The sequence below is a fragment of the Rathayibacter sp. AY1F3 genome (assembly GCF_002931975.1).
In the GTDB taxonomy this organism is placed as follows: Bacteria; Actinomycetota; Actinomycetes; order Actinomycetales; family Microbacteriaceae; genus Rathayibacter.
In genome coordinates, this window is record NZ_PSVF01000010.1 from 90054 (window position 1) to 112544 (window position 22491).

The following is a 22491-nucleotide window of genomic DNA, read 5'->3' on the forward strand; positions in this document are numbered from 1 at the left end:
TCACATGAACCGGATCCTCGATTTCCAGACCCTCGAAGGTGAGGCCGACGCGCACGACGCCGCGCGCGTCAGCACCTTCAGCGTCATCTCGCCGTGCCCGGGCTGGCCCAGCTCGATCACGTGGGGCAACTGCTGATAGTCGCTACCGGGCGCCCGCGATCCAGCATGACGTGGATCGCGGGCGTCTCACGAGTAAGACGTCCCCACCTTCGTCGAGGAGAAACGCTCATGATCCCCACCCTCCAGGCTCGAGCCGTCGAGCAGGTCATCACCGTAGGCCGGCAGCGGACGACCGTCCTGCGGGGCTGCGACATCGATCTGGAAGGGGGCGGGCTCACCGCTGTCGTCGGCCGCTCCGGCTCCGGCAAGTCCTCTCTCCTGATGTGCCTCAGCGGACTGGACCGGCCGACGTCCGGCGTCGTCGAGGTCAACGGCCGGGACGTGAACAGGCTGTCAGCGGCCGATCGCGCTCGCATGCTCCGCGCCCAGATCGGGTTCGTGTTCCAGCAGTACAACCTCGTGCCCTTCCTCGATGTCGAGGAGAACATCGCGCTCCCCTTCAGGCTCGACCGATCACCCGTGCCGCACGACCTGATCGGTGGACTCGTGGAATCGTTCGGCCTGCGCGACCGGCGCCGTGCGCCGGCGCGAACGCTCTCGGGAGGTGAGCAGCAGAGGACCGCTCTCTGCCGCGCCCTAGCACGGCGGCCCGGCATCGTCTTCGCCGACGAGCCGACCGGCGCCCTCGACTCGCAGAGCTCGCGGGTCGTCCTGTCGACTCTGAGGACGATGGCGGACGAGGGCCAGATGATCGTGATGGTCACGCACGATCTCGACGCCGCAGCCCTCGCGGACACGGTCGTGGTGATGCACGATGGTCGGACCGTGCGGACGACCGGACGCTGCACCAGCCATGAGCTGCTGAGCATCCTCGAAGAGGCCGGGGCCTGACTCGTGTCCCGTTACGTCGTACGCCTGTTCGCCGACGAGTGGCGCCGATGGTCTCCCGCGATCGCTGTGGTCGCCCTGATGGCGACGCTGATCGGGTTGTGCGTTCAGCAGTTCGCCTGGACCGGCGACCCTGCATTCACCGCCGCTGTCACGGAGGCCGGCGTCGCGCTCGGTGAGTTCCGGATCCTCTCGATCACGATCTACACTGTCGTGGCGCTCGTCGGCTGGGTCGCCCTGACGATCGTCGGCCGAGCGAGCGTTCTGGCCACAGGACGCACGCACGCGCTCTGGCTCCTGCTGGGCGCCTCCCGAGCCCAGGTATTCGTCGTCACTCTCCTCGTGCTCGGCATCGTGAGTCTCCTCGGCGCCGGCATCGGAGCGCTCCTCTCGACACTGCTGGCGTTCTGGGCGGTTCCCGCATTCAACGGTGCCGTCTCGTCCGAGGTCGATCTTCCGAGCTTCTCGCTCGCGCCCTGGGCTCCGGTGGTCACGCTGGCGCTCGGCACGCTCACCGCTCTGGCGGGCGGAGTCCTGCCCGCGTGCCGCGCCGCCCGCACGCCGCCGAGCGCCGCGCTGCGTGAAGTCGGGAGCGGTCGACCGGGTACGGCGATGCGCGCGGTGCGGATCGGCTGCGGCATCGCCCTCCTCCTCATCGCCTCCGGCCTTGTCACGGCATCCGCCTCTGCTCGAGAACTCGGAGCGACCGGACCGGCGCCGATGTTCAACCTGGCCGTCGACGTAGGAGGCAGCGTCCTCGTGGCCGTCTACCTCCTCTGCCCGGAGGTGATCGCGCTCGTCTTCCGGGCTCTGCACGCGCTCTCCGCCCGATCGGGTCTCGTCGTCGCGGCTCTCGGAATCCGCGCGGCAGCAGCCCGGGTGCAGGTCAGCACCGCCACGATCGCGCCGCTCACGGCAGGGCTGGGGGCGATCGCCGTGCTCCTGTGCGCGGTGGAGTCCGTCGTCGCCATGACGACGGCGGTCCGGCCCGGGACCCGCGCCGATCTCACCGATGTTCTGACGATCGTCGCAGTCGTAGCCGTGTCGATGCTCGCCACCAGCGCCACTGTCGTCGCTCTCTCTGCGCAGAACCGCGAGCGCGAGATCGCCCTGCTCCAGGCAGCGGGCCTGCAGCGCCGACAGATCATCGGGCTCGTCGTCTCCGAGAGCCTCGCGATGTCCCTCGCCGCTTCCACAGCAGCTGCCGCACCCGTCGCCGCCACCGGCGCGGTCTGCTGGCTCGTCAGTCGCGCAGCACTGGGCGAAGGGGTAGTGATCTGGCCGGTCCCGAGCGTCGTTCTCGGCCTCATCGGCTCGTGGATCGTGCTCTCGCTGATCCTCCTGATTCCCGCGCAGGCTCGGCTTCGCCGTCCCCCTGGACCGAGGTTGCGTGAGCAGGGTGTCTGACGTGATCACGGGTCGCGACGCACTGCCGCCTCGGGTTTCTGCGATCGCCGGACGGCTGCGACATCTCGCAGCTCTGCAGCCGTCGAGCGCAGCCGCGGAGCCGACAGGCCCCCGGCAGGTGCTCCTCCGGGATCCCGACGGGCGCCCCGTGCAGCACACCCTCGTCATCGCACCGCAGGAGTCTCTGGTGCTCTCGCCGGGCGCCGCCGCTTTCGCACTTGTGAGCGATCAGGACGGTGATGAGCATCACCGCATCCGCGTCGCCGTCGCGACCAGGAGCGGAGCCGTCGAGATCGTTCAGGACGAGCGCCCCGTCTCCCCGCGCATCCGATCGTTCTCGGACGGATTCCTCTGGATAAGGCGGAACGACGCGGGTCGGCCCTGGCAGGCGGTCTGGTGGCATCGCAGCCTGACGACTCCCCACGTGCTGCTCGAAGAGCCCGATCAGGCTCGGAGGCTCGATCTGCGCAGCGTCGCCGGGGCGATCGCCGTACTCGCATCGAGAGGGGCGCGCGACTCCCGGTACTGGGTGCTGACCGGAGAGGAGAGCAGTCCCCCGACGTGCCGTCGCCTCGACCTCGGCACGGAGAACGCGGATGTCTCCGCCTGCAGGGGCGGCCTCGCGGTCCTGTATCGACGGCACGGAGTCGTCCGGATGACCGGCTCGACGCGTCCTCTCGAGGTTCCCGTTCCGAAGGCCCTTCAGGCGGAGCACCTGCAGGAGGCCCAGGGTGAGCTCTTCGTACTCGGTCGGTCGTCCGGCAGGAGAGCGGTGTGGCTGCCCGGCGGCGGGGCAGACGCGCTCTGGCTCGCGCCGGCGGCCGGGACCCTTGTTCCCGCCGTCGATCCGATCACCCGCCACCCGATCATGCTCGTCTCCTCCCCTGCTCACCGCGCCCACTGCGTCACCCCTGTACCGGGTAAGGCACTCGCCACCGAGGTCACAGAACGGATGAAGGTCACGTCACTCACTGCGCCGAGCCGGGACGGCACCCTCGTCCCGCTCACCCTGATGACTCCTGACGGCGCCGACAGCTGTCCCGTCGTCGTCCACGTCTACGGCGCCTACGGCATCAGCCTCGAGGGGCCGTTCGATCCCTTCACGGACGACCTCCTCGCGCGCGGAGCCGCGATCGCCTACTGCCATGTCCGCGGGGGCGGAGAGAACGGCCCGGAGTGGCATCGGCAGGCGACCGGCCTCGGCCGCGAGCGCCCGATCGAGGACCTCCTCGCCTGCCTGGCGTTGCTTCGTGAGCTTCCAGGGATCGACTCGCACCGGCTCCTTCTCACCGCGGCGAGCGCGGGCGCGCTGGTCGCTGCGACGGTCTGCCTCCGTCGCCCCGCAGAACTCCGTGGCCTCCACCTCGTGCATCCCTTCCTCGATCCCGTCGGCGCGCTCGATGATCGCTCCGCAGCCGCGGCGGCGTCCGACCGTGAGGAGTTCGGTGACCCTGACTGGATCCTCGCGAGCGGGCTCTCTCCACTCGCGACGATCGCCACAATGGTGGGGCGGAGCCGACCGCTTCCGCGCGCGTGGATTCGAGCCGGTCTCCGCGATGCCCGAGTCGACGCGTCGGCGATCGCGGAATTCGCAAGCGCCTACCGGGCAGTGGCTGAGCGCGATGATCCCGCGCACGTCGTCCTCCGTGCGACCTCGGGCGGTCACCTCAGCGGACTGACGCCCGAGGAGTCCCACCAGGAGAACGTCCTCGCTCACGCCTGGACGCTCGACCTCCTCGGCCTGGCCTGACCCGTCGAGCGCAAGGACGAGGGCGATCGTTACGGCGGGAGCCGATCTCGTCCAGGCGAGAACTGCCCTACGGCGTCACTGGCCGGCACCCGACACCCCGCCCGCCGAGCCGTGCGGCATCGCCACGCACCGCCACAACGAGAACCCGGTGACCGCGGAGGCGTGCTCTCCCGACTCCGTCGCCGCCGGCCCCCACTCCTGCAGCTGTGTGCATCCGTCCGCCACCACGGCCTTCCGCACCGACTCGGTCGGTGGCGCCGAGTTCTTCAGAACCAGCAGAGGCGTGCGTCCTGCCGCGATCATCCCGGCGACGTCCTGCTCGGTGAAGACCCGCGCCTGGCCGGAGTAGCCGCCGTCGGTGAGCACGCTCGCGCCGGTCGCCGTGATGATCGGCGCCGAGATCGCCCAGGAGTCGGTGAGGAACAGGGGCGCTCCGTCCACCCCGCCGCCGGCGGCACGAGCAGCGGCGACCAGTGCGGTCTCGTCGGCGGTCATCGAGTCGTGCCCGCCGACCGCGTCCGGCGACGAGACCGCGAACGGAGCCGAGGTCTCGGCCCTCTGCGGGAAGCGCAGGCCGACGAGCGCGTCCCCGCCCGACCCGTCGAGGGACGCGTCGAGCACCTGGAGGCTGAACGCGATCGGCCCTGCCAGGATCACGACGGCCGCTGCGAGCGCGATCGAACGATGCCGGGCCGCGCCTCTGCTCGCCGCCGCACCGCCCCTACTCCACCGGGCCGCCACCGCGACCACGACGAGCCCTGCTCCGGCGAGCACCGCGAGCGGCAGGCCCAGCACCGACGGCAGCTGCCCGCCCACGGCGAGCGCCGCGCTCCACGCCGTCTGCCCGACCAGGAGGAGCGGCAGCACCAGCCGCGCGCCGACCCGGGGCGACGCGAGCAGCCGCACCCCCTCCGCCCAGCCCAGCGCGGCGAGGAGCGCCAGCTGCACGCCGATCGCCGCGACGTACGCCATGTGCGGCACCGTCGCCACCGAGAGCACGCCCGCCGCTGTCACCAGCCACACCGCGAGGCAGACCAGGAGGGCGAAGGCACCGCGGGCACCTCCCCGCCTCCCCCGCCGCGGCCACCAGCGCACGGCGCCGAGCACCAGCCCGGCGAGCGCCGCGGGATACAGCCAGCCGACCTGCGTCGCGTACTGCGCCAGCAGCAGCTTGGCCGGCGAAGACCCCGCTGCTCCGCCCATCGTCGCCACGTGGGCGGAAGCGACGACGGCGCCGGGCACCGCTCCCGGGATCAGCCGGTCGAGCCCGTTGAACCCGAACACCATCGCGAAGACGTCGTTCCCCGTCGACCCGTCGATGTAGGGCCGGTCCCCTGCCGGCACCGCCTGCATCGCGACCATCCACGCCACCGAGGCGCCCACCGCGACGGCCAGGAGCCCGCCCGCCCAGGCGAGCGCTCGGCGCCACCCGCGCACCCCGACGAGAGTCGCCACTACGAGGGCGGGCAGGACGAACCAGGCCTGCATCATCTTCGCCTGGAAGCCGATCCCGATGAACGCTCCGGCCAACAGGAGAGGCCACCACCGCTCCGTCAGCACCGCGCGCTGCCACCACATCAGCGCGACGGCGAGCGCTGCCGTCAGCAGGCCGTCCTCCATCGGGTGCCCGAACATCGACACGAAGATCGGCGTGCTCGCCGCCGCGGCCGCCGCGACCAGCCCGAGCCCCCGGCCGCCCCATCGGAGCCCGACGACCGAGCACGCCGCGACGGTGATCAGCCCCTCGAGCAGCTGCGGCAGCGCGATCGACGACGTCGACATCCCGAACAGGCGGATGCTCAGCGCCTGCGGCACCGCGAATCCCGCGAGCTTGTCCAGCGTCACCGACGCGGCGGGATCGAAGGCTCCGAACGCCAGCGCGTGCCACGACTCCGACATCGACCGCGCCGCCGCCTCGTAGAAGACGGCGTCTCCGCCCCGGGCGAGATTCCAGCCGGTGAGGACCGTCGATCCGCACAGGATCGCGAGGAGGGTGAGCCGCGCCCACCAGGGTTCGCGCCACCAGCGGGCGAGCGGAGCGGAGTGGGTCACGTCCACCGACGCTAGGGAGCCGGCCTGCCGCCGCCCTTGCGGGCGGTCGGGGAGACGCCGTGCATGCCGCTCCGGCCTCTCAGTCCGGACGCCGCCGGCACGGCCGACGACCAGGAAGGGTGCCGCGCCGCCCCGGTCACCCTCCAGGGTGCGGACATGCCCCGCTCCATGGCCGACCTCTCCTTCCGCCGCGCCCAGTGGGAGCAGCGCTACTCACCGCACGTGGCTCCCGTGAACCGCTGGATCGACGAGCTGCGGAACCCCTACGGACGCGGCTGGCTGCCCTACGTCGCTCCCCTGCACGGCGGAGTGGAGGCGCGCGTCGTCAGCGTCCTCAGCGATCCCGGCCCCGCCACCCAGGACGGCGTCGGAAGCGGCTTCCTCTGCACCGAGAACGACGACCGACGGCGGAGCTCATGGCCGGGCTGATGGACGAGGTGGGCCTCGCCCCCGCCGACCTGCTGCCGTGGAACGCCTACCCCTGGTACATCAACCAGGCGCCGAACGCCGAGCAGCTCGACGCCGGCGTCGAGACCGTCCTGCATCTGCTCGCGCTCGCCTCCGACGTCGAGGTGGTCCTCCTGCAGGGCGGCGACGCCGATCACGGCTGGCGGCGCCTCCTCAGGCGGCACCCGGCGATCGAGCGCGAGCGCTGCCTCACGGTGATCCGCACCTTCCATCCGTCCCGACAGGCGCTCTGGGCACGGGATCCCGCCGAGCGGGAGGCGCGCTCCGCTCGACGTCGCGAGGCCTTCGCCGAGGTCGCCGCAGCGCTCCGGTGAGCGACCCGCAGCCTCACGACGAGGCCCGGAAACGACGGAAGCCCTGACGACGACCAGTGGTCTCATCAGGGCTTTCCGTCGGGCTGACAGGATTTGAACCTGCGACCCCTTGACCCCCAGTCAAGTGCGCTACCAAGCTGCGCCACAGCCCGTGGCAGACCGGGCCGAGGCCCGGGCAACTCGACTACCTTAGCGGATGCCGACGCCGGAAGTGAAAACGAGCGGGCCCCGTAGACTCGCTGCGCGGAACGCGTCGGCACGGGTCGACGCGCCGTCGGCAGCTCGGGAGGCGTCAGCAGTGGATGCGCGGCAGAAGCGATCACAGGTGGCCCTGCACCGGGCCATCATCGAACTCGCGACCGGCCGCGACGTCGCCACCCTCACCGTCTCCGAGATCACGGATCTCGCCGGCGTGAACCGCTCCACCTTCTACGCCCACGCCTCCTCCGCCGCAGAACTGCTCTGCGCCGCCCTGCAGGACGAGCTCGACGCGATCCGCGAGGGCTACCTCCAGCAGCTCCGGAGCGGCGCCGCGACCGACGCGAGCATCCGCGAGGGCACCTCCCGCGTCCTCGGCCACCTGGACGGTCACCGCGACCTCTACCTCCGCGCCTTCGACGCCCCCGGCGGCGACTCGGGCCTCCGCGCGATGCTCGCGGGGCACTTCCGCACCGCCGTCTCCGCGACGCTCGACACCGGGATCCTCGACGTCCCGGCCGCGGAAGCACCGCTCGGGTTCCTCGAGGACGCGACGGCCTCGTTCCTCGCGGCGGGCTCCGTCGGCCTGATGGAGCAGTGGCTCCGCCTGCCCGCGCCCCGCGATCCCGGCAGCTACCTCGCCGCCTACCGACGGCTCCTGCCGCCGTGGTGGCCCTTCGCCACCGGCGACTGACCGGCCTCCCGGCCCTGCCGACGCCCGCTCGGAAAGACGACCGCCCGGTTCGAGGGAGGCCGCCGTGTAGGCGGCAGCGCCGCGCCGCCCGTGACTCCCGCTCGCGACGAGGCCGACCTGCTCGATCGGGCCGCATCGGAGCGGCATCCGCCCCCTCGTCTCGACGACCGCTCCTCCCGGAGACGCGGACGGCCCGCGGGAGGAGCTCCCACGGGCCGGACACGGTGCGGCTGGGCTCAGCGCGCGCGCTTCTCGCGGACGCGCATGTTGACGTTCACCGGCGAACCCTGGAAGCCGTAGATCTCGCGCAGGCGGCGTGCGATGTAGCGGCGGTAGCCAGGGTCGAGGAACCCGGTCGTGAAGAGGACGAATGTCGGCGGGCGCGACGAGGCCTGCGTGCCGAAGAGCACGCGGGGCTGCTTGCCTCCGCGGAGGGGGTGCGGGTGCGCCGCGGTGAGCTCGGCGAGGAACGCGTTGAACTTGCCCGTCGGGATGCGCGTGTCCCACGACTCGAGGGCGAGCTCGAGCGCCGGCACGAGCTTCTCGAGGTGTCGGCCGGTGCGGGCCGAGATGTTGACGCGGGGCGCCCACGCCACGTGGGCGAGGTCGGTCTCGATCTCGCGCTCGAGGTAGCGGCGGCGCTCGTCGTCGAGGAGGTCCCACTTGTTGAAGGCGAGCACGAGAGCCCGGCCCGACTCCAGCACCAGGTCGATGATGCGGACGTCCTGCTCCGAGATCGGCTGCGAGACGTCGAGGACGACGACGGCGACCTCGGCCTTCTCGAGCGCGGTCGAGGTGCGCAGCGACGCGTAGAAGTCGGCGCCCTGCTGGAGGTGCACGCGGCGGCGGATGCCCGCGGTGTCGACGAAGCGCCAGACCTTGCCGGCGATCTCGACCTGCTCGTCGACCGGGTCGCGCGTGGTGCCGGCGAGCTCGTTGACGACGACCCGCTCCTCCCCCGCGGCCTTGTTGAGCAGGCTGGACTTGCCGACGTTCGGGCGGCCGAGGATCGCGACGCGGCGCGGTCCGCCGACCTCGCGCTTGGCGACGGCCGACTCCAGAGGGAGCTTCTCGAGCACCGCGTCGAGCAGGTCGGCGACGCCGCGGCCGTGGACCGCCGAGACGGGGCGGGGCTCGCCCAGGCCGAGCGACCACAGCGAGGCGGCGTTCGGCTCCTGGCGGGCGTCGTCCACCTTGTTGGCGGCGAGGAAGACCGGCTTCTTCGTCTTGCGCAGCAGCTTCACGACGTGCTCGTCGGTCGCGGTCGCGCCCACGTTCGCGTCGACGACGAAGATGACGGCGTCGGCGAGGTCGATGGCGATCTCGGCCTGCATGGCGACGGAGGCGTCGATGCCGCGGGCGTCGGGCTCCCAGCCGCCGGTGTCGACGATGGTGAACGCCCGGTCGATCCACTCCGCCTTGTAGGACACGCGGTCGCGCGTGACGCCCGGGGTGTCCTCGACGACGGCCTCGCGGCGGCCGAGGATGCGGTTCACCAGCGCGGACTTGCCGACGTTGGGGCGGCCCACGATCGCCACGACCGGGAGGGCGGGGAGGTAGCGGACCTCGTCCGAGTCCTCCCCGGCGAACTCGAGGAGGTCGAGGTCCTCCTCGTCGAGGTCGTAGTCCTCGAGTCCGCTCCGGAGCGCCTGCGCGCGTGAGGAGGCGAGCTGCTCGTCGAGGTCGCCGAGGCGCTCGACGAGGTCGTCGTCTCCGAAGTTCAGCTCGTCGTCACCGACGTGCGTGTCCTGTGCCATGACCGGCCCTTGCTCTCGAAGTTCGGACCTCGGCGACGACCGCGTCGACGGTCTGCTCGAAGTCGAGATGAGTGGAGTCGAGAAGAGTGACTCCTTCTGCGGCGTTCATGAAGTCGACCACCTGCGAGTCGGCGCGGTCCCTCGACCGCAGCGCCTGACCCGTCGCCTCGGCGGATTCCGTGGTGACCTCGCGCGAACGCCTGGCCATTCTAGCCTCTTCGCTCGCCGTCAGCAGGATCCGGACCGGAGCGGTCGGTGCGACGACCGTCGTGATGTCGCGGCCCTCGACGATGATGCCCTCCCGACGCGTCTCGCCGATGATCCTCCGGAACAGCAGTGTGATCCTCCGACGGACCTCGGGGACCTTCGCCACGGCCGAGACGCGCGCGGTCACCCGGGGCTCGCGGATGGCGGCGGTCACCTCGGTCGGACCGACCCACACCGAGTACGACTCGGGGTCGGTGCCGATGGAGTAGTCGAAGCCGTCGAGCGCGTCGACGATCGCGTCCTGGTCCTCGAAGTCGAGGCCGCGGTCGAGCCCGTGCCAGGCGAGCGCGCGGTAGGCCGCTCCCGTGTCGAGGAACTCGAAGTCGAGGCGGCGGGCGGCAGCCCTCGACACACTGGACTTGCCGCTGCCGGCCGGGCCGTCGATGGCGACCACGACGGCCTCGCCGAAGTCGCCCTGCTCGGCGGCCTCGGAGCGCGCCTCGCGCTCGGGAGCCGCGCCCCCGTCCTCCGGGATGCTCTGCTGTGCCCGGCGGGCGGGCGTCATCCTGTTCAGGCCGCCCTCCTGCCTGTTCTGCTCGGTGCTCATCCGGCGATCCTCCAGCCGCGTATGGTCAGTTCTTCGGTCAGCGGCGCGACCGCCTCGGGCACGACCGAGATCTCGGCGAGACCCACTCGGCGCCCCTGCGCGTGCTCGAGGCGCACGTCCTCGAGGTTGACGCCCGCCTCGCCGATCTCCACCAGGAGCCGCGCGAGGGTTCCGGGAGAGTCGTCGACGAGGACGATCAGGGTCGAGAAGCGCTGGTCCTGGCCGTGCTTGCCGGGCAGGCGCGCCACTCCGGCGTTGCCCGCGGCGAGGTGCTCGGCGAGCACGCGGCGCGAGCCGGGCGCCTCGAGGTCGCGAAGCGCGTCGGCCACCGCGGCGACGTCGTCGCGGAAGGCGTCGAGCACCGCGACGACGTGCTCGCGGTTCGCGGCCAGGATCTGCATCCAGAGCTCGGGGGCCGAGGCCGCCAGGCGCGAGACGTCGCGGACGCCCTGCCCGGCGAGGCGGAGCGCCGCGTTCGGGGCGTCGAGGAGGCGCTGGCCGAGCAGTGACGAGATCACCTGCGGGGCGTGCGAGACGAGGCCGACCGACAGGTCGTGCTCCTCCGGGTCCATCTCGACGATGGTGCCGCCGAGGTCGAGAGCGAGGCCCTCCACCCTTGCGAGCGCGTCGGGCGCGGTCTCGCCGTCGCGGCAGATCACCCAGGGTCTGCCGACGAAGAGGTCTCCCCGCGCGGCGACCGGTCCGCCGCGCTCGCGGCCGGCCATCGGGTGCGAGCCGATGTAGCGGGCGAGGTCGACGCCGCGGGAGCGCAGCTCGCGCAGCGGCTGGGTCTTGACGCTCGCCACGTCGGTGACGACGGCTCCGGGGTGCGCCGCGAGCTCGCGCTCGACGACGCTCGCGGTGACGTCAGGAGGGACGCAGACGACGACGACGGAGGGCCGGTCGTCGGCGGAGGCGGCGCGGCCGGCCCCGTAGTCGATGGCGAGGGAGAGGCTCGCGGGCGAGGCGTCGTCGAGGACGACGTCGATCCCGCGGGAGGCGAGGCCGAGGCCGATGGAGGCGCCGAGCAGTCCGGAGCCGACCACCCGCACCGTCCCGGTCGTCCGCATCGCGGGCGGCGCGGGGTGCAGGAGCTCGTTCACCCCGACAGCCTAGCGATCGGCGCGGCGCTGCTTGTCGGCGCCGGACCGGCGCGGAGGACCGTCACTCCGCCCGCCGCCGGCGGAGGAGCCGCCGCGATCGGACGACCGTCCCGCCGAGCCGCCGCGGTCGGACGACCGTCCCGCCGAGCCGCCGCGATCCGAGGATCGCCCGGCCGAGCCGCGCTCCGCCGGGGCGACGCGCTCGCCGCTGTCAGGCCGGGGCCGCCGCGCACCCGCGCTCGCCTTCTTCGAGGGGACCGCGGGAGCTGCCGCCACCGCCTCGCCGCCCTGCCGCGCGATCGTGAGCAGCGCGCCCAGCTCCTCCCGGGTCAGGTCGCGCAGATCGCCCGAGCGCAGGGTGCCCAGGTGCAGCGGCCCGAACTGGCGCCGGACGAGCTCGATCACCGGGTGGCCGACCGCCGCCATCATCCGGCGGACGACCCGGTTGCGACCGGAGTGCAGGGTGATCTCGACGAGCGAGGCGTTCGAGCGGCCCTCCGGCCGGCCGAGGAGACGCGCCTTGTCGGCGGCAACCGGTCCGTCGTCGAGCTCGATCCCGGAGGTCAGCGTCGCGATCGTCTGCGGGAGGACCTGCCCGTGCACCTTCGCGATGTAGGTCTTCGTCACTCCGAACGACGGGTGCGCGAGGACGTGGGCGAGCTCGCCGTCGTTGGTCAGCACCAGCAGGCCCGAGGTCTCGGCGTCGAGGCGCCCGACGTTGAACAGCCGCTCCTCGAAGTTCTTCGTGTAGAGGCTGAGGTCGGTGCGTCCGTTCTCGTCCGCCAGCGAGCTGACGACGCCGATCGGCTTGTTGAGCATGACGTAGCGGCGCGAGGTGTCCAGCTGCACCGCGACCCCGTCGACCTCGATCCGGTCGGTCGCCGGATCGATGCGGCGGCCGAGCTCGTCCGCCACCTCGCCGTTGACGCGGATCCGCCGCGCCACGATCATCTCCTCGACCACTCGTCGGGAGGCGACCCCCGCTGCCGCGAGGACCTTCTGCAGTCGTTCGCCGTCGGGGCCGCTGTCAGGCGCGCTCATCGAATCCGTCTCTTCCGTCGCTCAGTAGGGGGGAGATCTTCGGCAGCTCGTCGAGCGAGGTGAGGCCGAGGTGCACGAGCAGCTGCTCGGTGGTGCCGTAGAGGACCGCGCCCGTCTCGGGGTCGTGGCCGACCTCCGCGATGAGGCCGCGGCCGAGGAGGGTGCGCGCGACGGAGTCGACGTTGACCGCGCGGATCTGCGCGACCTGACCGCGCGAGACCGGCTGCTTGTAGGCGATCACGGCGAGCGTCTCGAGAGCCGCCTGCGAGAGCCGCGTCGGGTTCTGCGTCAGGACGAAGTCCTTGACCACCGGGTCGTACTCGCGGCGCACGTAGATCCGCCAGCCGGCACCGACCTCGCGCAGCTCGAAGCCCCGGCGGGTCGGCCCGTCGGCGCCGTCGTAGTCGGCGACCAGGCGCTCGATCGACTGGCGGACCACGGCGATCGGCCTCGACAGCGCGGTCGCGAGGGAGGCGAGCGGCTGCGGCTCGTCCGCGACCATCAGGATCGCCTCGATCGCCCGGTCGATCTCGAACGCGACGGTCCCGGGGCCGGCGTCAGGAGTCATAGTCGGCTCCGAGCGCGGCGAGGCTCGCATCGCTCCACTGCTCGGCGACCCAGCGCAGCGTGAGCTCGCCGAGCGGCTCCGGCTGGTCGAACGAGATCGCGGCGTGCCGGTAGAGCTCGAGCACGGCCAGGAAGCGCGCGACGATCACGCCCTTCTCGTCGGCGTCCGCGATCAGCTCGCCGAAGGTGGCCCTCCCGCGGGCGCGCAGCACCGCCACGACGTGGGCGGCCTGCTCCCGGATGCTGATCTGCGGGGCGTGCAGGTGGTCCAGGCCCACCGTCGGCAGCTCGCGCGGAGCGAGGGCGACGGTCGCGAGGGCGGCGAAGTCGGCGGGCGACAGGGTCCAGACGAGCTCCGGCTTCGCGGACCGGTACTCCTCCTCCAGAGGCACGTCCCGCACGTGGCGGGCGGTCTCGATCGCGATCCGCTCGGCGAACCACGACGACACCTGCTTGAAGGCGCGGTACTGCAGGAGCCGGGCGAACAGCAGGTCTCGCGCCTCCAGCAGCGCCGCGTCCTCCGCGTCCACGAGCTCGCCCTGGGGCAGGAGCCCGGCGATCTTCAGGTCGAGGAGCGTCGCGGCGACGACGAGGAACTCCGACGCGCGGTCCAGCCCCTCGAGCGAGTCGATCCCGTGCAGGTACGAGAGGAACTCGTCCGTCACGGCGCTCAGCGCGATCTCGGTGATGTCGACCTGCTGCTTCGCGATGAGGCTCAGCAGGAGGTCGAACGGACCCTCGAAGTTGGTCAGCGCGAGGTGGAACCCGGTGGGAGCGGCGCGCTCCTCGAGGAGGACCTCAGGCGACCGCGCCACGCGAGATCAGCTCCCTGGCGAGCTTGCGGTACGCCTTCGCGGCGTTGTGCTCGGGCGCGAACTGGGTGATCGGGACGCCGGACACGCTGGCGTCCGGGAACTTCACCGTGCGGCCGATCACCGTCTCGAGCACGCTGTCGCCGAAGGCGTCGACCACCCGGTCGAGCACCTCCCGCGAGTGCAGGGTGCGGGAGTCGTACATCGTGGGCAGGATGCCGTCGAGCTCGATCACCGGGTTGAGCCGGTCGCGGACCTTGTCGATCGTCTCGATCAGCAGGGCGACGCCGCGCAGCGCGAAGAACTCGCACTCGAGCGGGATGAGGACGCCGTGGCTCGCGGTGAGCGCATTGACCGTGAGCAGGCCCAGCGAGGGCTGGCAGTCGATCAGGATGACGTCGTAGTCCGCGCTCACCTTGCGGAGCACCCGGGCGAGGATCTGCTCGCGCGCGACCTCGTTGACGAGGTGGACCTCGGCGGCGGAGAGGTCGATGTTGGCCGGGATGACGTCCAGGCCCGGCACGCGGGTCCTCCGGATCGCCTCGGCCGGGTCCTTCACGGTGCCGAGGAGCAGGTCGTAGATCGTGATGGCGTCGTAGGTGGTGACCCCGAGGCCGGCCGAGAGGGCGCCCTGCGGGTCGAAGTCGATGGCCAGCACGCGGCGGCCGTACTCGGCGAGGGTCGCGCCCAGGTTGATGGTCGTCGTCGTCTTGCCGACGCCGCCCTTCTGGTTGCAGAGGGAGATGATCCGAGCGGGGCCGTGACCGGTGAGCTCCACCGGCAGCGGGAAGCCGCGCAGGGGGCGGCCGGTCGGGCCGAGCGTCGGGGCTTCGAGACCGGTGAGCTCGGCCTTGTCGTCCGTCTTGCGTGTCACCTGCGTCGTCCTCGCTTCCGTGGCGGCGTGCGCTCCCGCGCGGCCTCCGACGAGTGTACCGGCGCCCCGCTCCCCGGCCGCCGCGCCCCGCCGCGCGGGTCCGCGGCTCTAGCGCCGCGCTCGCGGGTGCGCGGACGTGTAGACGTCCCGGAGCGTGTCCGCCGTCACCAGCGTGTAGATCTGCGTCGTCGCCACTGAGGCGTGCCCGAGGAGCTCCTGCACCACGCGGACGTCGGCGCCGCCCGCGAGCAGGTGGGTCGCGAAGGAGTGCCGGAAGGTGTGCGGCGAGATCTCCCGGTCCAGCCCGGCCTTCTCGGCGACGGCGCGGATGACCAGCCAGGCGCTCTGCCGCGACAGGCGGCTCCCGCGGACCCCCAGGAAGAGCGCCGGCGTCGCGCGCCCCCTCCGCGAGAGCTCGGGCCGCGCACGGACGAGGTACTCGTCGACCGCCTCGCGGGCGAAGCGGCCGAGCGGCACCATCCGCTGCTTGGACCCCTTGCCCGTCAGCCGCACCACCTCCGCGGCGACCACGTCGTCGACGTTCAGGTCCACCGCCTCCGAGATGCGCGCGCCCGTCGCGTAGAGCAGCTCCAGCAGGGCCCGGTCCCGCAGGTCCGCGAGCTCCTCGCCGCGCGCCGCGTCGAGCAGTGCCGCCATCTGCTCGACCGTGACCGCCTTCGGCAGGGTCATCGGGATCTTCGGCGGCACCACGTCCCGGGCCACGTCGTCCGCGACGACCCCCTCCTCGAGGGCGAAGCGGTGCAGCCCTCGGACGCTCGAGAGGATCCGTGCGCGCGAGCTCGCCGCGAGCGGCCGCTCCGGGCGTGCGGCCAGCCAGGAGGAGAACTCCCCCACGTCGACCCGTCCGAGCTGCGCCAGATCGACGGTCCCGCGCTCCTCGAGCCAGCCGAGGTAGAGCTCCAGGTCGCGCCGGTAGGCCGCGAGCGTGTGCCCCGAGAGCCCGCGCTCCACGCTCGCCTGCCGGAGGTACGCCTCGGCGCAGGCGCGGGGGCTCACCCCCGGGGGTGGCGGACCCGCGGGTGGCGCGTCCACGGCGAGGACGCGTCGCCCAGCCCGTCCCAGTCGCGCGAGCGGAACGCGTGCGCCGCGAGCACCGCGATCGTCAGCGAGGGGTTCTGCACCCGGCGGGCGAGGACCGCCTCGACCGCCTCGTCCAGCGGCACCCACCGCAGCTCCATGTCGGCCTCCTCCGCCTCGCGGTCGAAGGCGGAGCCGGTGGACGAGAGCCCGCGGGCCAGGTAGATCCGGATGACCTCGTCGCTGCCGCCCGGCGAGGTCGCGAACTCCGAGAGCAGGTCCCAGCGCTCGGCCTGCAGGTCCGTCTCCTCGCCCAGCTCCCGCTGAGCGGCGACCAGCGGATCCTCGCCCTCCACGTCGAGCAGGCCGGCCGGGATCTCCCACTCGCGGGTGCGGACCGGGTGCCGGTACTGCTTGATCAGGGCGACGCGGTCCTCGTCGTCGAGGGCCAGCACCGCGACGGCTCCCGTGTGATCGAGGAACTCCCGGCGCAGCTCGCCGCCGCCGTAGCGGAACGTCTCCGCGCGGACGCCCCAGACCATCCCGTCGAAGACGCGCTCACTGGTCAGGACCTCCGGCTCGACGAGCTCGTCCGACAGCGGCTCACTCATCGGCGCCCGCCTCCGATGCCGGGAAGAGGCGCGAGGCCTCCTGGCGCTCGAGGGCGGCGGTCACGAGGCCGCGGAAGAGCGGGTGCGCGGCGTTCGGGCGCGAGCGGAGCTCCGGGTGCGCCTGCGTGCCCACGTAGTAGGGGTGCTTCTCGCGGGGCAGCTCGACGTACTCCACGAGGTGGCCATCGGGCGAGAGGCCCGAGAACCAGAGCCCCGCCTCGGCGATCCGGTCGCGGTAGCGGTTGTTGACCTCGTAGCGGTGACGGTGGCGCTCGGCGGCCTCAGGTGCGCCGTACACCTCGGCGACGATCGAGCCCTCGGCGAGCTCGGCCGTGTAGAGGCCGAGGCGCATCGTGCCGCCCATGTCCCCGGACGCGAGGATCTCGACCTGCTCGGCCATGGTCGCGATGACAGGGAACTCCGTCTCCGGGTCGAACTCCGACGACGAGGCCCCCTCGAGGCCGGCCTCGTTGCGGGCGTACTCGATGACCATGCACTGCAGGCCGAGGCAGAGCCCGAGGGTCGGGATCCCGTTCTCCCGCGCGAAGCGCAGCGCGCCGAGCTTGCCCTCGATGCCGCGGATGCCGAAGCCGCCGGGCACGCAGATGCCGTCGAGCTCGGAGAGCGCCTTGGCCGCAGCCTCGGGGTCCTCGAGCCCGTCGGAGGCGATCCAGCGGATGGCGACCTTCGTCTGCTGCGCGAAGCCGCCGGCTCGCAGAGCCTCCGTCACGGAGAGGTAGGCGTCGGGCAGGTCGATGTACTTCCCGACCAGGCCGATGGTGACCTCGTGCTTGGGCTCGTGCACGGCCTCGAGCAGTCGCGACCAGCCGTCCCAGACGACCTCGCCGGCCGGGAGGCCCAGCTGGTCGATGATGTAGGCGTCGAGGCCCTGCTCGTTGAGCATCTGCGGGATCTCGTAGATCGACGCGACGTCCTTCGCGTTGACCACGGCCTGCTCGTCGACGTCGCACATCAGCGCGATCTTGCGCTTGTTCGACTCCGACACGGGCCGGTCGCTCCGCAGCACCAGCGCGTCCGGCTGGATGCCGATCGAGCGCAGCGCCGCGACGGAGTGCTGGGTGGGCTTGGTCTTCTGCTCGCCGGAGGCGCCCATGAAGGGCACCAGCGAGACGTGCACGAAGAAGACGTTGCGGCGGCCGAGCTCGTGGCGGACCTGGCGGGCCGACTCGATGAACGGCTGGCTCTCGATGTCGCCGACGGTGCCGCCGATCTCGGTGATGATGACGTCCGGCTGCGGGTCGTCCTCCGACTGGAGGCGCATGCGCCGCTTGATCTCGTCCGTGATGTGCGGGATGACCTGGACCGTGTCGCCGAGGTACTCGCCGGCGCGCTCGCGCGCGATGACCCGCGAGTAGATCTGGCCGGTCGTGACGTTCGCGGCCTGGTTCAGGTTGATGTCGAGGAAGCGCTCGTAGTGACCGATGTCGAGATCGGTCTCGGCGCCGTCGTCGGTCACGAAGACCTCGCCGTGCTGGAACGGGTTCATCGTCCCCGGGTCCACGTTGAGGTACGGGTCGAGCTTCTGCATGACGACGCGCAGCCCGCGCGCGGTCAGCAGGTTGCCCAGGCTCGCGGCCGTGAGTCCCTTGCCGAGCGAGGAGACGACACCGCCGGTGACGAAGATGTGCTTCGTGATCTTCGAGGGGGCGTCCTGCCCGGCCGTCGAAGCGCTCCGGGTCGAGGACCCGGAGGAGCCCTCGGGATCCGAGGGAGAAGAAGAGGAAAGGCCCGCGTTCGTAAAGTCCACCACGGGGTTCCACCGTAACAGCAGAACGGCGGCGGCGGACCGCCCGGGACGGATCGATGTCGTCCCGGGCCGCTCGCGATCAGCCCCGCCGACTCGATTCGAGGAGCTCCCGCGCATGAGCGAGAGCGTTGGCGGAGTCGGTGAGCCCCGAGAGCAGGCGCGCCATCTCGGACACCCGCTCCTCGGAGTCGAGCTGCGTCACGGCGCTCGAGGTCACCGCGCCGTCCGAGCCCTTCTCGACGCGGAGGTGGTTCGTGGCGAATGCGGCGACCTGCGCGAGGTGGGTCACCACGATGACCTGCGACGTCTCGGCGAGCCGCGCGAGCCGTCGGCCGATCTCGATCGCCGCCGCTCCGCCGACCCCTGCGTCGACCTCGTCGAAGACGAACGTCGGCACGGGGTCGGTGGCGGCGACCACGACCTCGATCGCGAGCATCACCCGCGAGAGCTCGCCTCCCGAGGCTCCGCGGGCGAGGGGCCGGGGTGCGGCCCCGGTGTGCGGCTGGAGCAGCATCTCGACGGAGTCGCGCCCGTGGACGCTCGGCTCCCCCGCGGCCGTCACCTTCACGTGCAGGTGCGCATCCGCCATGGCCAGCGCGGTGAGCTCGTCGCTGACCCGCTCCCCCAGCTCGGCGGCCGCCGCGGTCCGCAGCTCGGTCAGCCGGGTCGCGAGGCGGTCGACGAGGTCCGCGTCGGCAGCGGTGTCTGCCTCGAGAGCCGCGATCCTCTCGTCGTCGCCGTCGAGCTCGAGCAGGCGGAGTCCGGAGGAGTCCACCAGGTCGAGCACGTCGTCCAGCGTCGGTCCGTAGGTGCGGGCGAGCAGGGACAGCTCCGCCCGCCGGTTCTCGATCAGCTCCAGGTCGTGTGCGCCGTCGAGGTCGAGCTCCGCCAGGTACGAGGAGAGCCCGCCGGCGGCGTCGACGAGGAGCACCGCCGCCTCGCCGAGCGTCTGGACCGTCGGCTGCAGGGCGGCGTCGTGCTCGGCCGCCCGCTCCAGCACGCGCCGCGCCGTCTCGAGGAGCCCGAGCGCGTCCCGCCCGTCCAGCTCCTCGGACGAGATCGCCTCGCGGGCCTCGCCGGCGGCGAGCCGGAGCTGCTCGATGCTCCCGAGCCGGGCGGACTGCGCCGCAAGCTCGACGTCCTCCCCGCGCTGGGGGGCGACCACCTCGATCTCGGCGAGGGCCGAGCGGAGCCGTTCGGCTTCGCGGGCGCGCGTCTCCCGGGCCTCGGTGAGCGAGTCGAGCTCCTCCCGGTTGGCACGCCAGCGCTCGAAGGCGCTCGCGTAGTCGCGGACGGCGTCGGCGAGACCGGGTCCGCCGAACCGGTCGAGCGCCTCGCGCTGCGCCGCGGCGGAGCGGAGGCGGATCTGGTCCGACTGCCCGTGCACGACGACCAGCTGATCGGCGAGCTCGCTCAGCACGCTGACCGGTGCGCTCCGGCCGCCGACGACGGCTCGCCCGCGTCCCTCCGCCGAGACCGAGCGCGCGAGGAGCAGCTCCGGGCCGTCGAGATCGCCGCCGGCGTCGTGGACCCGCTCGGCGACCGGGCCCTCCTCGGGGACCAGCCAGCGCCCCGACACCCAGGCCTGCTTCGCTCCCGAGCGCACCGCGGACGCGTCCGAGCGCGCGCCCAGCACGAGGCCGAGCGCCGTGACCACCATCGTCTTGCCGGCGCCGGTCTCGCCGGTGACCGCGGTGAAGCCCGGCCCGAGCGGGAGCGTCGCCTCGGCGATCACTCCGAGGTCGCGGATCTGCAGCTCTTCGAGCATCGGGCCTTACTCCGTCTCCGCCGACCCCCGCCATCCGCGGATGGGGAGACCGAACTTGTGCACGAGTCGATCGGTGAAGGGGGCGTCGTGCAGGCGTGCGAAGCGCACGGGCACGGGCGAGCGCCGGTAGACGACGCGCGCTCCCGGCGGCAGCTCGTAGGCGCGCCGGCCGTCGGCCCAGAGGACGCCGACGCCGTCGGTCCTCTCCTTGACTTCGACGGCGAGGCTCGACGACGGGCCCACGACGAGGGGCCGCGCGAAGAGCGCATGGGCACTGAGCGGAACGAGGAGCATCGCCTCGACGGTCGGCCACACGACGGGGCCGCCCCCGGAGAAGGCGTAAGCGGTGGAACCGGTCGGAGTGGACACGACGATGCCGTCGCAGCCGAAGCTCGACAGCGGACGTCCGTCGACGCCCACCATGACCTCGAGCATCCGCTCGCGGCTGCCCTTCTCGACCGTGGCCTCGTTGAGCGCCCAGGTCTCGTAGACGACGGCCTCGTCGATCTTGACGCGCACCTGCAGGGTCATCCGCTCCTCGACCGCGTAGTCGCCGTCGAGCGCACGGGCGACGGCGTCGTCGAGATCGTCCCGCTCGCTCTCGGCGAGGAACCCGACGTGGCCGAGGTTCACGCCGAGCAGAGGGGCCGTCCCGGACCGGACGATCTCCGCCGCGCGGAGGATGGTACCGTCGCCGCCGAGCACGAACACGAGCTCGATGGACTCGAGCGGTACGTCGGACCCGAGCACGGCGACGTCGCTCAGATCCGGAGCGACCGCGACGATGTCGCCCTTGTCGTCGGCGCAGAGGACGGGGTGGGCGCCCGAGTTCCGGAGGCGCTCGACGACGAGGACCGCCGCATCGAGGGAGTCCGCCCGTCCGGTGTGGGCGACGACGAGGATGTTGCGCTCGTCACGAGGGGACTGCATCGAGGGTGTGTCCTTCTGGTCGGTCGACAGCGGCGGACACGATCGCGTCATCCGGAGGTGAGCGCGGTGACCGCGTCCTTCCATTCTGTCGGAATCGATCCGCGGTCGCGGTGGAGGTGCGTCAGATACTCGCGATTCCCAGCGCCCCCCGGGAGTGGCGACTCGGCCAGCCCGACGACGCCGAGCCCCAGGTCCCACGCCGACCACAGGACGTCCGAGAGGGCCTCGCGACGCAGCTCCGGATCCCGGACGATCCCCTCCCGCACTCCCAAGCGGCCGACCTCGAACTGCGGCTTCACCAGCACCACGAAGTCGGCGAGCGGATCCACGGAGGCGGCGACGGGAGGCAGAACCATCCGCAGGGAGATGAAGGACACGTCGGACACGACCAGGTCCGGGACGATCTCCGTCCTGGCGGCTTCGGCGAGCCGGGCGGCGGTGAGATCCCGCGCATTGAACCCCTCCACCACGTGGACGCGATCGTCGGACCGGATCCGCGGAGCGAGCTGGGCATGCCCGACGTCGAGCGCGATCACCGAGGCGGCGCCGCGCTCGAGCAGGACCTGCGAGAACCCGCCCGTCGACGCCCCGACGTCGAGAGCGTTCCGGCCGGCGACTCGCACCGTCACGAAGGTGTCGAGGGCGGCGAGCAGCTTGTGGGCGGCCCGGCTGACGTAGTGGTCGAGGCCGGCGACCGCGACGTCCTGATCGTCGCGGACGCGGATCGAGGGCTTCAGTGCAGGGACGCCGTTTACCGTCACCAGACCGTCGGCGATCATCCGAGCGGCATGGGTGCGGGACCGGGCGATGCCCCGTTCGGCGAGAGCCGAGTCGAGTCGCGAGTCGTCGGTCATCGGTCGCGGTCCGCGTTCTCGAGTCGGATGCGCAGCTGCTCCTGCAGCTGGACGTATCCGGCTGCCCTCTCGTTGAGCGCAGTCTGCTCGATCCGGAGGAGCTCGTCTGACAGGACGTGTTCCTCCACGGCGTCGAAGCCGTTCTGGAGCGGCCTCGACGCCGGAGAGGGGGTCGGGTCGTGCTGAGTCATCGCTGCTCCTCGTTCCGGAGTCGGGCGACGACGGTCATCGTCGCTCCGGCCGGCCCTGTTCCTCTTCGAACAGAGACCGACCGGTTAAACAGCGATGGCCACCCATTTCTGGGTGGCCATCGTGAATAGTGTCCGGCGGTGTCCTACTCTCCCACAGGGTCCCCCCTGCAGTACCATCGGCGCTGAGAGTCTTAGCTTCCGGGTTCGGAATGTGACCGGGCGTTTCCCTCTCGCTATGGCCGCCGTAACCCTGGGGACACACGCATCCGAGGGCACATGGTCAAATCTGGGTTACACGCCGTGCGTGTATTCAATTGTTCCGCTCCTCCCGAAGGAGGATGCGGGGTGCCCGTCTTCTGGGAACCACAAAGTGGACGCAAGCAATCTCTGACCACTCCTACCAGCCTTTACAACGGTATGAGTGTAGTGATTATCAAGTTATCGGCTTATTAGTACCGGTCAGCTCCGACAGTCTTTAGTCCTGTCTTCCACATCCGGCCTATCAACCCAGTCGTCTGGCTGGGAGCCTCTC

At 71.9% G+C, this 22491-nt stretch carries 21 protein-coding genes, 1 tRNA gene, 1 rRNA gene and 1 pseudogene; 7 read left to right on the top strand and 17 right to left on the bottom strand.

Annotation, left to right across the window (positions count from 1 at the left end):
- The first annotated feature begins 4 nt into the window (after positions 1 to 4).
- From C5C39_RS17850 to C5C39_RS08185, 4 genes are all read left to right on the top strand, one after another.
- A complete protein-coding gene (locus C5C39_RS17850; RefSeq protein ID WP_258059251.1) occupies positions 5 to 136 on the top strand; it encodes a hypothetical protein in 132 nt (43 codons plus the stop codon).
- A gap of 92 nt (positions 137 to 228) precedes the next feature.
- Positions 229 to 951: an ABC transporter ATP-binding protein gene (locus tag C5C39_RS08175; protein ID WP_104225415.1), complete on the top strand. Its 723-nt coding sequence runs from the start codon at positions 229 to 231 to the stop codon at positions 949 to 951.
- A gap of 3 nt (positions 952 to 954) precedes the next feature.
- Positions 955 to 2355 carry an FtsX-like permease family protein gene (locus C5C39_RS08180; protein WP_104353104.1) on the top strand — a complete coding sequence of 467 codons (1401 nt, stop codon included), beginning with the start codon at positions 955 to 957 and terminating at the stop codon, positions 2353 to 2355.
- A gap of 148 nt (positions 2356 to 2503) precedes the next feature.
- A complete protein-coding gene (locus C5C39_RS08185; protein WP_146078818.1) occupies positions 2504 to 4105 on the top strand; it encodes a prolyl oligopeptidase family serine peptidase in 1602 nt (533 codons plus the stop codon).
- A 75-nt stretch (positions 4106 to 4180) separates the two neighbouring features.
- Here C5C39_RS08185 and C5C39_RS08190 read toward each other — a convergent pair whose 3' ends face one another.
- Positions 4181 to 6157 (bottom strand): glycosyltransferase family 39 protein, encoded by a 1977-nt coding sequence (locus tag C5C39_RS08190; protein WP_104353115.1) that lies wholly within the window; start codon positions 6155 to 6157, stop codon positions 4181 to 4183.
- Positions 6158 to 6313: 156 nt separating this feature from the next.
- On the opposite strand from C5C39_RS08190, the gene C5C39_RS17735 reads away from it, so the two are divergent.
- Together C5C39_RS17735 and C5C39_RS17740 are read left to right on the top strand one after the other, a co-directional pair.
- Positions 6314 to 6586 carry a hypothetical protein gene (locus C5C39_RS17735; RefSeq protein ID WP_219813323.1) on the top strand — a complete coding sequence of 91 codons (273 nt, stop codon included), beginning with the start codon at positions 6314 to 6316 and terminating at the stop codon, positions 6584 to 6586.
- Positions 6574 to 6939, top strand: coding sequence for a hypothetical protein (locus tag C5C39_RS17740; protein WP_219813324.1), 366 nt, complete (start codon positions 6574 to 6576; stop codon positions 6937 to 6939). The genes C5C39_RS17735 and C5C39_RS17740 overlap by 13 nt, the downstream gene beginning before the upstream one ends.
- Before the next feature lie 78 nt (positions 6940 to 7017).
- Here the strand turns inward: C5C39_RS17740 and C5C39_RS08200 are convergent.
- A tRNA-Pro gene (locus C5C39_RS08200) sits at positions 7018 to 7091 on the bottom strand.
- Positions 7092 to 7237: 146 nt separating this feature from the next.
- Here C5C39_RS08200 and C5C39_RS08205 point away from each other — a divergent pair.
- Positions 7238 to 7831, top strand: coding sequence for a TetR/AcrR family transcriptional regulator (locus C5C39_RS08205; RefSeq protein WP_181136352.1), 594 nt, complete (start codon positions 7238 to 7240; stop codon positions 7829 to 7831).
- A gap of 236 nt (positions 7832 to 8067) precedes the next feature.
- Here the strand turns inward: C5C39_RS08205 and der are convergent, their stop codons facing one another.
- The 15 genes and pseudogenes from der to rrf all read right to left on the bottom strand — a co-directional run bounded on the left by der (position 8068) and on the right by rrf (position 22206).
- Entirely contained in the window at positions 8068 to 9588 is a 1521-nt protein-coding gene (der, locus tag C5C39_RS08210; RefSeq protein ID WP_104222506.1) for a ribosome biogenesis GTPase Der, read from the bottom strand.
- Positions 9563 to 10402, bottom strand: a complete 840-nt coding sequence (gene cmk / locus C5C39_RS08215; RefSeq protein ID WP_244229618.1) for a (d)CMP kinase — start codon at positions 10400 to 10402, stop codon at positions 9563 to 9565. Before cmk ends, der begins: the two co-directional genes overlap by 26 nt.
- Positions 10399 to 11472 (bottom strand): prephenate dehydrogenase, encoded by a 1074-nt coding sequence (locus C5C39_RS08220; RefSeq protein WP_104222605.1) that lies wholly within the window; start codon positions 11470 to 11472, stop codon positions 10399 to 10401. Before C5C39_RS08220 ends, cmk begins: the two co-directional genes overlap by 4 nt.
- Before the next feature lie 303 nt (positions 11473 to 11775).
- Positions 11776 to 12546 (bottom strand): annotated as a pseudogene (locus tag C5C39_RS08225) (pseudouridine synthase); the annotation flags it as partial.
- The gene (scpB, locus tag C5C39_RS08230) at positions 12533 to 13114 is read right to left on the bottom strand and encodes an SMC-Scp complex subunit ScpB (RefSeq protein ID WP_104353107.1); all 582 of its coding nucleotides are present in this window, start codon (positions 13112 to 13114) and stop codon (positions 12533 to 12535) included. The pseudogene C5C39_RS08225 and the gene scpB, both read right to left, overlap by 14 nt.
- Complete coding sequence (locus C5C39_RS08235; protein ID WP_104353108.1) at positions 13104 to 13928, bottom strand: ScpA family protein; 825 nt, start codon at positions 13926 to 13928, stop codon at positions 13104 to 13106. Before C5C39_RS08235 ends, scpB begins: the two co-directional genes overlap by 11 nt.
- Positions 13912 to 14799, bottom strand: coding sequence for a ParA family protein (locus C5C39_RS08240; protein ID WP_104353109.1), 888 nt, complete (start codon positions 14797 to 14799; stop codon positions 13912 to 13914). Before C5C39_RS08240 ends, C5C39_RS08235 begins: the two co-directional genes overlap by 17 nt.
- A gap of 108 nt (positions 14800 to 14907) precedes the next feature.
- The gene (gene xerD / locus C5C39_RS08245; RefSeq protein WP_104353110.1) at positions 14908 to 15816 is read right to left on the bottom strand and encodes a site-specific tyrosine recombinase XerD; all 909 of its coding nucleotides are present in this window, start codon (positions 15814 to 15816) and stop codon (positions 14908 to 14910) included.
- A complete protein-coding gene (locus C5C39_RS08250; protein WP_104233392.1) occupies positions 15813 to 16448 on the bottom strand; it encodes an NUDIX hydrolase in 636 nt (211 codons plus the stop codon). The genes xerD and C5C39_RS08250 overlap by 4 nt, the downstream gene beginning before the upstream one ends.
- The gene (locus tag C5C39_RS08255; protein ID WP_104222604.1) at positions 16441 to 18105 is read right to left on the bottom strand and encodes a CTP synthase; all 1665 of its coding nucleotides are present in this window, start codon (positions 18103 to 18105) and stop codon (positions 16441 to 16443) included. The genes C5C39_RS08250 and C5C39_RS08255 overlap by 8 nt, the downstream gene beginning before the upstream one ends.
- A 190-nt stretch (positions 18106 to 18295) precedes the next feature.
- The gene (gene recN / locus C5C39_RS08260) at positions 18296 to 19984 is read right to left on the bottom strand and encodes a DNA repair protein RecN (protein ID WP_104353111.1); all 1689 of its coding nucleotides are present in this window, start codon (positions 19982 to 19984) and stop codon (positions 18296 to 18298) included.
- A 6-nt stretch (positions 19985 to 19990) separates the two neighbouring features.
- Positions 19991 to 20914, bottom strand: a complete 924-nt coding sequence (locus C5C39_RS08265; RefSeq protein ID WP_104336014.1) for an NAD kinase — start codon at positions 20912 to 20914, stop codon at positions 19991 to 19993.
- Between the two features lie 47 nt (positions 20915 to 20961).
- Positions 20962 to 21768, bottom strand: a complete 807-nt coding sequence (locus tag C5C39_RS08270) for a TlyA family RNA methyltransferase (RefSeq protein WP_104353112.1) — start codon at positions 21766 to 21768, stop codon at positions 20962 to 20964.
- Positions 21765 to 21959 carry a hypothetical protein gene (locus C5C39_RS08275; RefSeq protein WP_104353113.1) on the bottom strand — a complete coding sequence of 65 codons (195 nt, stop codon included), beginning with the start codon at positions 21957 to 21959 and terminating at the stop codon, positions 21765 to 21767. Before C5C39_RS08275 ends, C5C39_RS08270 begins: the two co-directional genes overlap by 4 nt.
- Before the next feature lie 130 nt (positions 21960 to 22089).
- Positions 22090 to 22206: ribosomal RNA gene (gene rrf / locus C5C39_RS08280) — 5S ribosomal RNA — on the bottom strand.
- Positions 22207 to 22491: the final 285 nt, after the last annotated feature.

Excerpts from the sequence above, each read along its gene's own strand:
- C5C39_RS17850 (WP_258059251.1), top strand. The coding sequence starts at position 5 with ATGAACCGGATCCTCGATTTCCAGACCCTCGAAGGTGAGGCCGACGCG.
- C5C39_RS08175 (WP_104225415.1), top strand. The coding sequence starts at position 229 with ATGATCCCCACCCTCCAGGCTCGAGCCGTCGAGCAGGTCATCACCGTA.
- C5C39_RS17735 (WP_219813323.1), top strand. The coding sequence starts at position 6,314 with ATGCCCCGCTCCATGGCCGACCTCTCCTTCCGCCGCGCCCAGTGGGAG.
- C5C39_RS17740 (WP_219813324.1), top strand. The coding sequence starts at position 6,574 with ATGGCCGGGCTGATGGACGAGGTGGGCCTCGCCCCCGCCGACCTGCTG.
- der (WP_104222506.1), bottom strand. The coding sequence starts at position 9,588 with ATGGCACAGGACACGCACGTCGGTGACGACGAGCTGAACTTCGGAGAC.
- cmk (WP_244229618.1), bottom strand. The coding sequence starts at position 10,402 with ATGAGCACCGAGCAGAACAGGCAGGAGGGCGGCCTGAACAGGATGACG.
- C5C39_RS08220 (WP_104222605.1), bottom strand. The coding sequence starts at position 11,472 with ATGCGGACGACCGGGACGGTGCGGGTGGTCGGCTCCGGACTGCTCGGC.
- scpB (WP_104353107.1), bottom strand. The coding sequence starts at position 13,114 with ATGACTCCTGACGCCGGCCCCGGGACCGTCGCGTTCGAGATCGACCGG.
- C5C39_RS08250 (WP_104233392.1), bottom strand. The coding sequence starts at position 16,448 with ATGAGTGAGCCGCTGTCGGACGAGCTCGTCGAGCCGGAGGTCCTGACC.
- recN (WP_104353111.1), bottom strand. The coding sequence starts at position 19,984 with ATGCTCGAAGAGCTGCAGATCCGCGACCTCGGAGTGATCGCCGAGGCG.
- C5C39_RS08265 (WP_104336014.1), bottom strand. The coding sequence starts at position 20,914 with ATGCAGTCCCCTCGTGACGAGCGCAACATCCTCGTCGTCGCCCACACC.
- C5C39_RS08270 (WP_104353112.1), bottom strand. The coding sequence starts at position 21,768 with ATGACCGACGACTCGCGACTCGACTCGGCTCTCGCCGAACGGGGCATC.
- C5C39_RS08275 (WP_104353113.1), bottom strand. The coding sequence starts at position 21,959 with ATGACTCAGCACGACCCGACCCCCTCTCCGGCGTCGAGGCCGCTCCAG.